Source organism: Ruegeria sp. BHSB172 (assembly GCF_059613165.1).
The window spans coordinates 1-12,044 of sequence record NZ_JBXWRZ010000009.1; the positions used below are offsets into that span (position 1 = coordinate 1).

9 protein-coding genes and 1 pseudogene are annotated in these 12,044 nt (G+C 63.9%); 3 read left to right on the plus strand and 7 right to left on the minus strand.

Annotated features, from left to right (window positions below):
• The 3 genes and pseudogenes from AC2FM3_RS06820 to AC2FM3_RS06830 form a co-directional block, all read right to left on the minus strand.
• Positions 1–237 (minus strand): annotated as a pseudogene (locus AC2FM3_RS06820) (monovalent cation/H+ antiporter subunit D); the annotation flags it as partial.
• Positions 234–593, minus strand: coding sequence for a Na+/H+ antiporter subunit C (locus AC2FM3_RS06825; RefSeq protein WP_496680150.1), 360 nt, complete (start codon positions 591–593; stop codon positions 234–236). The pseudogene AC2FM3_RS06820 and the gene AC2FM3_RS06825, both read right to left, overlap by 4 nt.
• Complete coding sequence (locus AC2FM3_RS06830) at positions 593–3,466, minus strand: monovalent cation/H+ antiporter subunit A (RefSeq protein WP_496680152.1); 2,874 nt, start codon at positions 3,464–3,466, stop codon at positions 593–595. Before AC2FM3_RS06830 ends, AC2FM3_RS06825 begins: the two co-directional genes overlap by 1 nt.
• A gap of 258 nt (positions 3,467–3,724) precedes the next feature.
• On the opposite strand from AC2FM3_RS06830, the gene AC2FM3_RS06835 reads away from it, so the two are divergent.
• The gene (locus tag AC2FM3_RS06835) at positions 3,725–4,159 is read left to right on the plus strand and encodes a rhodanese-like domain-containing protein (RefSeq protein WP_496680153.1); all 435 of its coding nucleotides are present in this window, start codon (positions 3,725–3,727) and stop codon (positions 4,157–4,159) included.
• Positions 4,156–4,974, plus strand: a complete 819-nt coding sequence (locus AC2FM3_RS06840) for a CE1 family esterase (protein WP_496680155.1) — start codon at positions 4,156–4,158, stop codon at positions 4,972–4,974. The genes AC2FM3_RS06835 and AC2FM3_RS06840 overlap by 4 nt, the downstream gene beginning before the upstream one ends.
• Here the strand turns inward: AC2FM3_RS06840 and mdoH are convergent, their stop codons facing one another.
• From mdoH to AC2FM3_RS06860, 4 genes are read right to left on the minus strand one after another with little or no spacing between them, the layout of a single operon-like run.
• Positions 4,975–6,846, minus strand: a complete 1,872-nt coding sequence (gene mdoH / locus AC2FM3_RS06845) for a glucans biosynthesis glucosyltransferase MdoH (RefSeq protein ID WP_496680157.1) — start codon at positions 6,844–6,846, stop codon at positions 4,975–4,977. It abuts the gene before it with no gap.
• A complete protein-coding gene (locus tag AC2FM3_RS06850; RefSeq protein WP_496680158.1) occupies positions 6,843–8,342 on the minus strand; it encodes an OpgD/OpgG family glucan biosynthesis protein in 1,500 nt (499 codons plus the stop codon). The genes mdoH and AC2FM3_RS06850 overlap by 4 nt, the downstream gene beginning before the upstream one ends.
• A complete protein-coding gene (locus tag AC2FM3_RS06855) occupies positions 8,339–9,556 on the minus strand; it encodes an OpgC family protein (protein ID WP_496680159.1) in 1,218 nt (405 codons plus the stop codon). Before AC2FM3_RS06855 ends, AC2FM3_RS06850 begins: the two co-directional genes overlap by 4 nt.
• A 29-nt stretch (positions 9,557–9,585) precedes the next feature.
• Positions 9,586–10,956, minus strand: a complete 1,371-nt coding sequence (locus tag AC2FM3_RS06860; protein WP_496680161.1) for a tetratricopeptide repeat protein — start codon at positions 10,954–10,956, stop codon at positions 9,586–9,588.
• A 295-nt stretch (positions 10,957–11,251) separates the two neighbouring features.
• On the opposite strand from AC2FM3_RS06860, the gene AC2FM3_RS06865 reads away from it, so the two are divergent.
• The gene (locus AC2FM3_RS06865; RefSeq protein WP_496680163.1) at positions 11,252–12,043 is read left to right on the plus strand and encodes an inositol monophosphatase family protein; all 792 of its coding nucleotides are present in this window, start codon (positions 11,252–11,254) and stop codon (positions 12,041–12,043) included.
• Position 12,044: the final 1 nt, after the last annotated feature.

Here is a 12,044-nt window from a genome sequence, read left to right on the forward strand (position 1 = left end):
CGAGAGCCGGTCAAGCACCAGCACGATGCCGAACGGGGCGGGCCAGTTGCCAAGCTCGTAGACATGGATGTCGCCACCCGCCGCCTGCGCGGTGATGGTCAACGCGATACCCAGCAGGCCCACCACGCCCGCTACCGAAAAGATGCGCTGCAGGTCCAGATGATAGCGCAGGACCATGATGATGAATGGGGCCAGGATCGCGGGCAGGACGATCGGCGCAACGATCCAGTGGTTCATGCGTCTTCTCCCGCGCCGTCCACGCTGTCGCGCGCGGCCATGTCGATGTGGTCATCCTTGGCCGAGAGATAGGCGCCCAACGCGATCATCACGATCACCGCCGTCATCCCGAACGAGATCACGATGGCCGTCAGCACCAGCGCCTGCGGCAGCGGGTCGGTGTAGGGAACCTCTTCGTATTTGTTCAGAACCGCAGGAGCATTCACGGCCAGCCGTCCCGTGGCGAATAGAAATACGTTGACCGCATAGGTCAGCAAGGACAGGCCCAGGATGACCGGAAAGGTCCGACGGCGCAGGATCAGAAAAATCCCGGCGGCGGTCAGCACGCCAACGGCCGAGGCGACGAGAGCTTCCATCAGCCCTGCTCCTTCTTTTCTTGTTCTTCTTCGATCGGGTCATCGCGCAAAGGGTTGATGTCCATCGGGAATTCTTGCGCCATGCCCGGCCGCCACGCAAAGCGCGACAGGCTGTCCAGAGCCAACATCACAGCGCCCAGAACGGCAAGGAACACGCCTGTGTCGAACAGCATGGCAGTGGCCCATTCGAACTCTTCCAGTGGTGGCCAATGCAGATAGCCGAAATCGCTGGTCAGGAAGGGCCGCTCGTTGAACCAGGCGCCCAAACCAGTAGCCGCAGCGATCAATACGCCCCAGCCGATGGTGCCATGGTAGTAGAACCGTTGCCGCTCGATCGCCCAGGTGTAGCCGCTGGCCATGTACTGCATCAGGAAGGCGATCGCGACTATGAGACCGGCGATGAACCCGCCTCCGGGTTGGTTGTGTCCCCGGAAGAAGATATAGGCACCCACCATAAGGGCAATCGGCATCATCACACGTGTCGCAACAACCATCATCAGCGGGTGAGAGTCGCCCGATTGGGGCCAATGTGGCTTGCGGTTCAGCAGGTAGGCGCGAACACTGGTGCCTAGCACGGCCTCGGTCAAAGCAAAGATGATCAGTGCCGCGATCCCCAGCACGATGATCTCGCCGAAGGTATCAAATCCCCGGAAGTCCACCAGGATCACGTTGACCACATTGGTGCCGCCGCCACCCTTGTAGGAATTGGTCAGGTGGAATTCCGAAATCGTCGGGAAGGCGAAATCGCGCAGCATGAGCGCATAGATCAAGCCCCCAGTTCCGATACCGGCCACCACCGAAATGGCAGCATCACGCCAGCGCCGTGCCGCGCTGCTGTCCCATGGGGTCTCGGTCGGCAGGAAGTTCAGCGAAAGCAGCAGGAGGATCATCGTGACAACTTCGACCGAGATCTGTGTCAGAGCCAGATCAGGCGCGGACAGATAGTTGAAGGCCATCGACACGATCAGCCCCACCACCCCGATCAGGACCAGAGACAGCAGACGGTTGCGGTGGAACCACATGATGCCCATCGTCGCTACGATCAGGCACAGCCAGCCGATGATCGGGATGATGGGGGCCTCCAGCGGAACCCGCGTTTCCAACCCGATCGTGCCGGTTGCGAAAGCATAGTACCCCAGCCCGACGGTGAAGGCGATCAGGATGATCGCATAGCGGCTGATGACACCGTTGTGCAGCTCGTCAGTGATCCAGCGACTGGCGGCGGTCAGCGCACCGATGACGGCGTCGAAGATGGACTTGGCCTCGGGGCGGGGGAGGGCGTTCCAGGCGGTTTCGCCGCGACGGTGCAGGGCCAGCAGAAACAGACCGCCCAGCGTAGCGATGACCGACATATACAGCGCCGGCGTAAACCCGTGCCACAGTTTCAATGAATAATAAGGCAGCTTCTCGCCGCCGATCACCGCGGAAGACACAACCGCGACCAAGGGGCCGACGATGACAGCCGAGTTCAGGCCGATCAGGACGACCAGAACCACCAGGAACGCGGGGGCCAACCACAGGCCTGCAGGGGGGTCGTGTGGATGGGCGGGATAGTCGTCACGCTCGGGGCCCAGAAACACGTGGCTGATGAAGCGGAAGGAATAAGCCGCGGAAAAGATCGCTGCCAGCAGAGCCAGACCTGGCACCAAATAGTGGGAATTGCGCCAGACGGTGTGGACCGTCTCTTCCAACATCATCTCTTTCGACAGGAAGCCGTTCAGCGGCGGAATGCCGGCCATCGACAGCGCGGCGATGGTGCCAAAGGTGAACGTAATCGGCATCAGGTGGCGCAATCCTCCCAGCCGCTTGATGTTCCGAGTGCCGGTTTCATGGTCGACGATCCCCGCGGTCATGAACAGGGCGGCCTTGAAGGTGGCGTGGTTGATGATGTGGAAGATGGCGGCCACGACGGCGATCTTGGTGCCGAACCCCAGCAGCATCGTGACCAGTCCCAGATGCGAAACCGTCGAAAAGGCCAGCAACGCCTTGAGGTCATCCTTGAACAGCGCGATCACTGCACCGATCAGCATTGTTACAAGACCGGTGGTTGCGACGATGTAGAACCACGCCTCGGTCCCCGCCAGAACCGGCCACATGCGTGCCATCAGGAACAGGCCGGCCTTCACCATCGTGGCCGAGTGCAGATAGGCCGAAACCGGCGTTGGCGCGGCCATGGCATGAGGCAGCCAGAAATGGAACGGGAACTGGGCCGACTTGGTGAAACACCCCAGCAGGATCAGCACCAGCGCCGGCAGGTAATAGGGCGAGGCCTGGATCAGCTCGCGGTTTTGCAAGATCACGCTCAGGTCATAGGACCCCACGATGTTGCCAAGGATCAGCATACCTGCGATCATCGCCAGCCCGCCGGACCCGGTCACGGCCAGCGCCATCCGCGCGCCCTGGCGACCTTCGGGCAGGTGCTTCCAATAGCCGATGAGCAGAAACGAGCTGAGCGAGGTCAGCTCCCAGAAAATCAGCAAAAGCAGGATGTTGTCCGACAGAACGATGCCAACCATCGCGCCCTGGAACAGCAGCAGATAGGTATAGAACTGCCCCATCGGATCCTCGCGCGACAGGTAGAACCGCGCGTACAGGATGATCAACAGACCGATGCCAAGGATCAGCAGGGCAAACAGGAACCCCAGCCCGTCCAGCATGAAGTTGGCGTTCAGCCCCAGCCCGGGAATCCAATCGAACCGGGCGGTCACGACCTCACCCTGCATGACGGCGGGGATGTGGATCAACAGCCCCATGAGCGCCAGGAAGGTGGTCAGCCCGGCGGCCGAGGCTGCCGCATTGCGACCGGCCCGGACCAGCAAGGCCGGAAAGACAGCGCCAAGAAACGGAAGGGCCGCGATGAGGAATAGGGACAAGTGCGATACTCCGGGCTGAGCGGTCAGTGTGGGCTTGAATTTGTAAGGATAATTTATTGGCTGTCCAGCTATTGCAAGTTTTTCACCTTGCCCTAACGCCCGTGGATTCCGCCGACCCAAATGCGAAAAAATGACGCAAACTTGATTTCCGCGCGCGAATTTGGCGCGGCGGTGAAAGGGCCCTTGTGCTAGAAACGGGCCATCCCAACCGGAGGGTTCGAGTTGGCAGAGCAGAGGTTGAAACCGCGCAGATGGGTGTTGCTGGTTGGAACGGCCGCTTTGGCCGTGGGGTTTGCGATGCGCGAGTACCGTCTGATCCCCGAGGAGTTTTCCGGCGGCAAGCTGAGCGTCGCGCAGGCGCAGGCCAGCGCCGTGTCCGGCGACGTTCTTCTGATCGACATCCGTACACCGCGGGAATGGCGGGCGACGGGTATCGGGCGGGGCGCGATCCCCTTGGATATGCGGCGCGACGATTTCGTGGCCGCACTCGACCGTCTGACCGGCGGCGACCGCAGCCGTCCGGTTGCCCTGATCTGCGCGCGCGGTGTCCGGTCGGCCCGGCTGAGCAACGCCCTGACCCGCGCCGGTTTTTCCAACATCATCGACGTCCCCGAGGGCATGTTGGGCTCGGCGGCCGGGCCGGGCTGGATCCGGGCCGGGTTGCCGGTCGACCCCTACGAGGTGCAATCGTGAGTGCCGTTGCCCGGTGGCTGTCGGTCTGGGCCGCGTTGCTTGCCGGACCGGCGCTGGCGGCCTGCGATGAGGTCGAAGGGGCGTGTGAAACCGCGCGGGGTACCTATCTGATCGAGGTCCCCGACCAGGACCATCCGCCCTTGGTGGTGTTCCTACATGGTTACGGCGGCAGCGCGTCGGGGACCCTCAGGAACCGCGGAATGGTCGAACCGCTGCTGGCGCGCGGATACGCGGTGATGGCGCCCGATGGCGCGCTGCGCAACGGGCGCAAAAGCTGGAACTTCTATCCCGGTTGGGAGGGCCGCGACGAAGCCGCATTCCTGGCCGAAGTGGTCCGGGATGCCGTCCGCCGGTTTGACATCGACCCCGACCGCGTCATCCTTGGCGGGTTTTCGGGCGGCGGGTTCATGGTGAACTACCTGGCCTGCGCCAAGCCCGACGCGTTTTCGGCCTTTGTTCCGGTATCGGGCGGCTTCTGGCGCCCGCATCCCGACGGCTGCGCCGGGCCTGTCCGCCTGTTCCACACCCATGGCTGGACCGACAACGTGGTGCCGCTCGAGGGGCGGGCGCTGGGTGGCGGCCGGTTCCTGCAGGGTGATATTTTTGCCGGTCTGGAAATCTGGCGGCAGGCCAATGGTTGCGCCGATAACCGCCCGGACGGGATTTCCACTACGGGGCCGTTCCTGCGCCGCAAATGGACCCGCTGCGCCGATGGCAGCGCGCTTGAATTCGCCCTGTTCCCCGGTGGCCACACTGTGCCCGCAGGCTGGGCCGACATGATGCTGGATTGGTACGAAGGCCTACCGGGCGGCTGATCATTCCGCCGGGGTCAGCGTTCGTTTGCACTTGATCAGGCGCTTCAACTCGTTGCGGTGGGCACGTGCGGCGCGGCTGATCGCCGGTTCCTTGACATCCTCGGGCATCCGCAGCAATCGCCGAGCCCGGGCCGCCGAGACCCCGCTGAGCGCCGAGAGCGGCACCGCGAAGGTCAGGCTGACGGCGATCGGGGCCAGCCAGACCGAGACCAGCCCGGACAGGATGCCGACGCTCAGCGCCACGCCGCTGACCGTTTCCAGCGCATGAAACAGGATCAGCGTGCGCAGCCCGTATCGGCCACCCGCGCGCGCCTGGGGCGCCCAGCCCTTTTGCACCCCGAACATCGTGCGGAATACCGCGATCATCTGCTGGACCATCAGGATGGGGGCGAACAGGATCGACAGGATAACCTCGAACAGGAAGGACGCAAAGAAGCGCGCGGCGCCGCCGAAATCGGAATAACGGACACCGCTCAGCGGCAGGGCCAGCGCACCAAGGATCTTGGGCGCCAGCAGCATCGCGTACATCACTAGGATGATCAGAACGTGGCGCGTCTCGGTCATTTCCGGCCATTGCGGGAACAGGGGATTGTCGGGGCTGAAGTAATGCAGGACCGAGGCGTCCTTGCCCTGGCCGATCAGCGCCCACATGAGAAGCAGAGCGAACCACAGGGGTGACATCAGATATCCGACGGCCCCGTGGAACAGGTGAAAACGCGATACGGCCTTGAAACCCGCAGACCCCAGCAGCCGCAGATGCTGCAGGTTGCCCTGGCACCAGCGACGGTCGCGTAGGGCATGGTCGATCAGGGTAGGGGGTGTTTCCTCGTAGGACCCGCGGATGCGGGGCAGGAACCGGACCCCCCATCCGGCCCGGCGCAGCAGGCCGGCCTCCACGAAATCGTGGCTCATGATCAATTGCTCGCGTCCGTTGAGAGCGCGCAGTTTTGGCAGGCCTGCGCAGGCCGCAAAGGCCTTGGTGCGGATGATCGCGTTGTGGCCCCAGTAATTGCCTTCTTGCCCGCACCAGCGGGCCAGCCCCTCGGCAAAGGCGATGCCATAGACGCCGTTGGCGAATTGCTGCATCCGGGCAAAGACCGACTGGGCGCCGATCAACTGCGGATAGCTTTGGATCAGCCCGGCGCCGGGGTCACGGGCCAATGCGTCGGTCAGCCGCGCAATGGCGCGCCCGGTCATCAGGCTGTCGGCATCCAGAACCAGCATCGCATCCCAGGCGCCGCCCCAGCGGCTGACCCAATCGGCGATGTTGCCCACCTTGCGGTCGGTGTTTTCGGCGCGGCGGCGGTAACACAGTTCGAGCCCCGGGGCCAGCGTGGTGCGCAGCGCCTCGACGCTGGCCTGTTCCTGGGCGGCGATATCGGGATCGCGCGTGTCAGACAGGATGAACATCGCATAGTGATGCTGACCGCCGCGCGCGCGCAGGTCTTCCAGCATCGTGCGCGCATTGCCCAGAACGTTCCACGGCACTTCGTTGTAGACCGGCATCAGCAGGGCCACGCGCAACGGCTGCGGCCGGGCCGCGCGCCGGGGCCGGTCTTGGCGGGACAAGGAAACCATTCCCAGCAGAACCGTACTGACGGTGAATGCGATCCAGAAGAAGTTGAACGAAATAAGCGTTAGCAGAATGGCCTCGACCAGGTTGATGCCCTCGGTGTCGAACCAGTCAACCAGAAACCACAACAGGGCCAGCGTCGCGCCCATGGCGGGGGAAAACGCCATTGCCCGCCACAGGCCCGCAGACCGGTCGTCGGGCCGTTCGGGCACTTTCGCGTCGCGAAACCCGGCGCGGAAGTCCTGCGCGGGCATCGGCAGGGGGGCCTGAGGCGGCATGATATGAAGATCGGGGCTCATGCGGTCCACCGGTAAAGCCAGACCTCGGAGGCCGGGGCCTCGCCCAGACGCAGCTGCGCCCGCAATTCGACATGGTCGCGGTCGCCCGGCTGGAAGGAAAATGCCAGCCGCAGCCCGCCGGTGTCGGGGTTGCGCTGCAGTACGCCATCCGACGTTTCGGCATGGGGTGACTGCACGAAGACGCTTAGCACGTCGGGGTCTTCGAACAATTCGCTGGGCTCGAAGTCGATCACGGCCAGCCGGCCCTCGCCAAAGGTGTTCTCGCCCATGGCCGTGCGGATCACCCGGGGCATGGCCGTGCGCTGTGGCTGCTCGCCCCAAGTCAGGCGATAGGCCAGATCGACCTGCGTGCCCGCCGCCATCGGCTCGGCCGGGCGCCAATAGGCGACGATGTTGTCATAGATCTCCCGGTCTGCCGGAATTTCCACCAGCGTCACGGTGCCCTTGCCCCAATCGCCGATCGGTTCGACCCACAGACCCGGGCGTTTGTGGTATTGCGCCTCGAGATCGGCATAGTCGGAAAAGGCGCGCTTGCGCTGCATCAGGCCAAAGCCGCGCGGGTTCATGTCGACGAAAGATGAAATCTGCAGCCGCGTGGGGTTGGCCAGTGGCCGCCAGATCACTTCGCCGGCGCCATTGCGGATCATCAGCCCGTCGCTGTCATGCACCGCGGGGCGGAAATCGTCGAACCGGTTGTGGTTGGTCTGGTCGAACAGGAACATCGAGGTGCCCGGCGCGATGCCCACATGGGTCAGGTCGGTGCGCGGGAACAGGGTTGCCTCGACCTGCATCTGGCAGTCTTCTCCGGCGGTAATGTCAAACCGGTAGGCCCCGGCCACGCTGGGGCTGTCCATCAGCGCATGCACGATCATGTTGCGTTGGCCGGGCCTGGGCCGTTCCAGCCAGAACCGGATGAATTCGGGGAATTCTTCGCCCTCGGGGTCGCCGGTTTTCAGCGCCAAACCACGCGCCGACAGGCCATAGACCTCGTGCAGCCCGATGGCGCGGAAATAGCTGGCGCCTTGGAACACGCAGAACTCGTCGGTCTTGCCGGGGCGGTGCATCTCGGTGCGCAGACGGAACCCCGAGAAGCCAAGTGTGTCGCTGACAGGCAAGGGCGGGACGTCCTCGGCCCGGTCGAACATCTCGAGATCGAAGGGTACGGCCTCGACCCGGCCGCCCTCGACGGTCGAGATCTGGACCGGGCGGGGGAAGTACAGGCCGGGTGCAAAGAAATCCACGTTGAACGGGGTGTCGGACCCGAACCAAAGCCCGTGATCCAGCCGGAACCGGATCGACCGGTACTGCTCATAGGTCAGGTCCAGCCACTCTTGCGGAACCTGGGCGCGCGCCTGATAGGGGCGGCTGGCCAGGTCTCGGGCCATGGCGATTACATCGGCCCGGTCAAACGCAACGTCGCCGCCCGTGGCCCATGCGGCCCGGGCGAAGGCGAGCGCCGTTGTCGATGCCAGAAAGGAACGACGCGTAAGCTTCATGTCTTCGACTTCCACGGGTGTGATTTGAACCAAGCGGCCAGATAGGCAACGCCGATCAGCATTGCAAATCCAAAAAGATTGGCGGTCAGAACGGCGGCGAAATCCCGCCCGAATTCATCCAGGAAAACGCCGATAAGTCGTGCCACTGCCATGGAAAATACGAACACGGCAAGCGATTGCTGGCCGACTTTGGTGATCAGCTTCAGGACCACTTGCCAGATCCGCGCGTAGGCGCCGTGTCCCGTTGCGATCAGCCGGTGCCCATGGGTGCCCGCCGCGACCCAGCCCAGATAGGCCAGCGACAGAAAGTGCACATAGCGGAACAGGCCGAAATCCGTCTTTTCGCGCAGTTCGGCCGTCAGCGGCCAGACCTTGCGGATTTCGGCCGCCAGGTCGGGGGCTGCGGCCTGAACCCACAGAAACACTTTCCATGATCCGAAGGGCGCAGACAGGACCAGAAACGCCACCGCCGCCCAGATCAGGGTCTTGGACACCGGGGGCGCCGGCAGCCAGCCGCGCATGAAGGCAAAGCCTGTGAAGAACAGAAGCTGCCAGCCGAACGGGTTGAAGAACCACTGCCGGTCCGACCACGGCTCGGCCGGCAGGGCCAACGCGCCGGTTTGCGCGACCAGCCAGATCGCGACCGAAACCAGCCCGACCGCCCAGACCCCGACCCGAGACAGCCCCATCAACAGCGGCATCATCGCCAGAACCACCAGGTACATGGGCAGGATGTCGAAATAGTTCGGAACATAGGTCAGCGTGAAAAGACCCACCATCTGCGGCGCCGGGTCGTTGAAGAAATGCTGCAGGTTCAGAGCGTTGACATAGCTTTTGTCGAAGGTACCCGACAGATCCAAGGCCGCCATGGACATGGCGACGAAGAAGAACAGGCAGATATGCGCCCAGTAGACCTGCCAGATGCGGAAGCTGACCCGCGCCGTGCCCATCCACCAGCCCTTGCGCAGGAACGCTCCGCCAAAGGCGATGGCCGAGGCCATGCCCGAACAGAAGACGAAAATCTCTGTGGCGTCGGAAAAGCCGAACCGCGCCGGAATCCAGCGCGACCACGGGTTGTTCGGAATATGTGCGATCAGGATGATGAACATCGCGATGCCGCGATAGAAATCCAGCCGCGGGTCCCGCGTCGCGGGGCGGGCTTCGGCGGGGGTTTCCACCGGGGCGAAATCAGAAACGGGCGATGCGGTCGCCATGCGGTCTCGGGTCCTTCTTGGTCTTGTCGTTATTCTGCAGGCACGCTTTGCGCATCCGACTGGTCGCGCGCGGCGTCGATCAGCGCACGCCGGGCTAGGGCATAATTGTCCTCGGCGCCTCCGCGCTTGGCCCGCCTGTCGTCCAGAATGCGCTCGACCGCGTCGAACCGCCCCGCGCGCAGGCCGGAATCGATGGTGATGCGTTCGAAGACGTCGCGTTGCGCGTGGCTGCCGCCCGCCTGCTGCATGCTGTCGCGCGCGGCCAGCAGGTGGTCAAAGGCGCGGGCATGGTCGCCCTCTCCGAACGCCTCGAGCCCCTTGGCAGCCGCTAGGCCGGGATCGGCCATGCGGCTTGCCGTGTCGGTCTCGGGGGTCTGGGCATCCTTGTGAATGCGCCCCAGCAACTTGGCCGTGGCATCGGCGCGGCTGTCTCCGGTAAGGGCCAGCAGATAGTGCAGATCGGCAAAGATCAGGCAACCGTCCTCGGTGCGCGCCGCGCTCAGATCGGCCAGTTCTTCCCACCTGCTGCCGACATCGACGCCTTCCAGTTCAAGCCGCGACAGCAGCGAAGTCGCGTTCGAGATGTCGCGGTAATCATCCGTCTTGTCCTTGCGGATCTCGTGATCGTAGAGCGCGATCACCTGATCGACCTGACCCAGATCCAGATGCATCAGCGCCTTGTGCCACCAGACGTGATAGCGGAAATTGTTGCAATGCGCCCAGGCTGCCTCGCGCCCCGCGAACCAGTCCAGGCCGGCCTTGGCGTTGCCGGTCATCTCGTGCACATGCGCCACCGCGTGCAGGCCCCAGGCATCGTCCGACACCATCCATAGCGCCTGCCGGCCCGCGATCTCGGCCTTGTCATAGTCGCCGGTTTCCTCGAGCGCGAAGGAATGGCAGCCCAGCAGATAGCCGCGGCCCGGATGATCGGGCGCATAGGCGGGCAGCACCCTCTCGATCGAGCGGCGCATGCCAGCCGCGTCGCCCAGAACGAACCGGGTGGCATGGCTGAGCTTCATGGCCAGCGCGTCTTCGGGGTGGGCGCGCAGGATGGTCTCGAACGTCTGGATCGCGCGCGACGGATGACCCGCCAGCCACTGATCCAGGGCGTCCAGATACAACGCCTCGCGCGGGGTGATCGGCTGGTGATCGGCGGCGGCGCGGGCGGTTGCGGCGGCCTCTTGGGCGACAGCCGTCATTTCGCGCCGGCCCAGCAGCACCATGAACAACCCCTTGACCGCATGGCCCAGCGCAAATTCCGGTTCCAGTTCCAGCACTCTGCCCAGATGCTGGGGTGTTACGGCCGCGTGGGCCAGGAAACCAAGCAGCACACCGTTCCACGCCTCGACCGCGATCGGGTCGGTCAGGGTGTTCATCTGTCCAAAAAGGTCTTGTTTCATGCTTGGGTCCAATCCGGCTGCGCAAAGTGACACCTCTGGGCTTAGCAGAGTGTTCGGGTGCGACGTACCAGTATCGGGCCTGCTCTCGAATTGGTGAAAGCCCGTGTGCGGCAAACGCGAAAAAATCCGCCTGTTCCGGCACATTTTCAGCAACTTGCCGCCGAAACGGGCCAGAGTGTTTCAGTTGCAGGCTGTGTTTGCCGCGCGATCACCCAGAGGTATCTCGCAAGGGACGGTCGGTTTGCCTTTCGGGGCCACAGTTGCCACAGTACGGCGCATAACATGGAGGTGCCCCGTGACAAACGACCTGACCCGCAAGGATTTTGCCGTTGCAATCTGCAAGCAGGCCGGTGAACTCGCCATGCGCTATTTTGCGGATCGCAGTGCGCTGGTCGTCGACCGGAAGGGCGCGCAGGACTGGGTCAGCGAGGCCGACCGGAATGTCGAGACTTTCATCCGCCAGAAGATCGCCGAAACATGGCCCGAGGATGGGGTGGTGGGTGAGGAACACGGCCGCACGCCGGGGACCAGCGGGTTCGATTGGGTGATCGACCCGATAGACGGCACAACGAATTTCGTCAATGGAATCCCGGTCTGGACGGTGGTTCTGGCCGGGCTCGCTGATGGGCGGACCCAGATCGGCGTGATCCATGATCCGAATGTGCACGAAACCTTTGCGGCCGCGCGCGGTGGCGGCGCCACGCTGAACGGAGCACCGATGCAGGTTGCTTCCGGCATCGCGTTGAACTCGGGCACGGTGGCGGTGGGCTATTCGAACCGGATCGAGGCGCGCCATGTCGTGCCGATCGTGTCAGACCTGATTGCGCGCGGGGCGATGTTTCACCGCAATGCCAGTGGGGCCTTGTCTTTGGCCTATGTCGCGGCGGGGCGGTTGTTGGGCTATGTCGAAGAGCACATGAACGCCTGGGACTGCCTGGCGGGGCAACTGATGATCGCCGAGGCCGGTGGCTGTGTCGAAGATCAGGATGCCGATGCCATGATCCGCCAGGGCGGCCGCGTGATCGCGGGCACGCCCGACGTGTTCGACACCCTGCGCGAGATCGCCGAGCAGGCCTGGGCGGACTGAC